This window comes from Streptosporangium nondiastaticum (assembly GCF_003011965.1).
In the GTDB taxonomy this organism is placed as follows: Bacteria; Actinomycetota; Actinomycetes; order Streptomycetales; family Streptomycetaceae; genus Streptomyces; species Streptomyces nondiastaticus.
This window is the reverse complement of sequence record NZ_PXWG01000291.1, coordinates 1-1775: the sequence shown is the minus strand read 5'-3', so window position 1 is coordinate 1775 and position 1775 is coordinate 1. Positions and strand designations below refer to the sequence as shown.

General features: G+C 73.2%; 2 protein-coding genes. Both read left to right on the top strand.

Annotated elements, in window-relative coordinates; translation table 11 throughout:
- On the top strand, positions 1-564 hold a 564-nt coding region (locus B7P34_RS35810), incomplete at its 5' end, for a DUF2690 domain-containing protein (RefSeq protein ID WP_146167040.1).
- A 174-nt stretch (positions 565-738) separates the two neighbouring features.
- A complete protein-coding gene (locus tag B7P34_RS35805) occupies positions 739-1728 on the top strand; it encodes a malate dehydrogenase (protein WP_106682270.1) in 990 nt (329 codons plus the stop codon).
- Positions 1729-1775 lie beyond the last annotated feature (47 nt).

Below are 1775 nucleotides of genomic sequence, written 5' to 3'. Positions count from 1 at the left end.
CCGCCGGACTACCGCGCGAACGCCATCCCGGCCGGCGGCCCCGCGCCGCGCCGCCGCGCGGCCCTCTTCGTCACCGGCGTCGTGGGGGCCCTGCTCGTCGTCGCGGCGGTCGTCCTGCTGCTGGGCGTGGGCAGCGGCACGGACAACGGCTCCGGCCCCGTGGCCCCGCCCGCCTCGCCCTCCGCGGTCCTGCCCGCCGGGGTGAAGTGCACGGGCGCGGAGTGCGGCGGCAAGGACCCCGAGGCCATGGGGTGCGGCGGCGGCAGGGCGACGACCGCCGGCTCCGCGACCGTCGGCACGTCGTACGTCGAGGTCCGCTACAGCCAGGTGTGCGGCGCGGCCTGGGCGCGCATAACGCAGGCCGTCCCGGGCGACGCCGTCCGGATAGACGCGGCCGCGGACGGCGGCGCGCCCGCCCGTACGGAGTCCGGCAAGGTCGTGCGCGACGCCGACGGCTACACGCCGATGGTGCCGGTGTCGGGACCGGGCAAGGCGAAGGCCTGCGCGACGCTGACGACGGGGGCGAAGGGGTGCACGACGCCGCGGACGCCGCCGGCGGGCTAGGGCCCGCCGGTCCGCCGTACGGGCCCCGCGCGCGCCACGGTGAGGCGTCCCACACCGGGCCGGGGGTTCGGAGCGTGCCGGGTCGGATAGCCTGACGCCGGATCTCTTGATACCGAGAGAGATCCGAACATCATGGGCAGGGACACCCACCCCAGTTCGCAGCAGGAGATCGCCATGACCCGCACTCCCGTCAATGTCACCGTCACCGGTGCAGCCGGCCAGATCGGCTACGCGCTGCTCTTCCGCATCGCCTCCGGTCAGCTCCTCGGCGCGGACGTGCCGGTCAAGCTGCGCCTGCTGGAGATCCCGCAGGGCCTGAAGGCCGCCGAGGGCACCGCCATGGAGCTCGACGACTGCGCCTTCCCGCTGCTGCGCGGCATCGACATCACCGACGACCCGAACGTCGCCTTCGCGGGTGCGAACGTCGCGCTGCTGGTCGGCGCCCGCCCGCGCACCAAGGGCATGGAGCGCGGTGACCTGCTGGAGGCCAACGGCGGCATCTTCAAGCCGCAGGGCAAGGCCATCAACGACCACGCCGCGGACGACATCAAGGTCCTCGTCGTCGGCAACCCGGCCAACACCAACGCCCTCATCGCCCAGGCCGCCGCGCCGGACGTCCCGGCCGAGCGCTTCACCGCGATGACGCGTCTGGACCACAACCGCGCGATCTCGCAGCTCGCGAAGAAGACGGGCGCCTCCGTCTCCGACATCAAGCGCCTGACGATCTGGGGCAACCACTCCGCGACCCAGTACCCGGACATCTTCCACGCCGAGGTGGCGGGCAAGAACGCCGCGGAGATCGTGAACGACGAGGCCTGGCTCGCCGACTCCTTCATCCCGACCGTCGCCAAGCGCGGCGCGGCCATCATCGAGGCCCGCGGCGCGTCCTCGGCCGCCTCGGCCGCCAACGCCGCGATCGACCACGTCCACACCTGGGTCAACGGCACCGCCGAGGGCGACTGGACCTCGATGGGCATCCCGTCGGACGGCTCCTACGGCGTCCCGGAGGGCCTGATCTCCTCCTTCCCGGTCACCTGCAAGGACGGCGAGTACGAGATCGTCCAGGGCCTGGAGATCAACGAGTTCTCCCGCGGTCGCATCGACGCCTCGGTCCAGGAGCTGGTGGAGGAGCGCGACGCGGTCCGCGGTCTCGGCCTCATCTGATCCGCAACGCCTTCGACGGGGGTGCCCCGGGAGCGACAGCTCCCGGG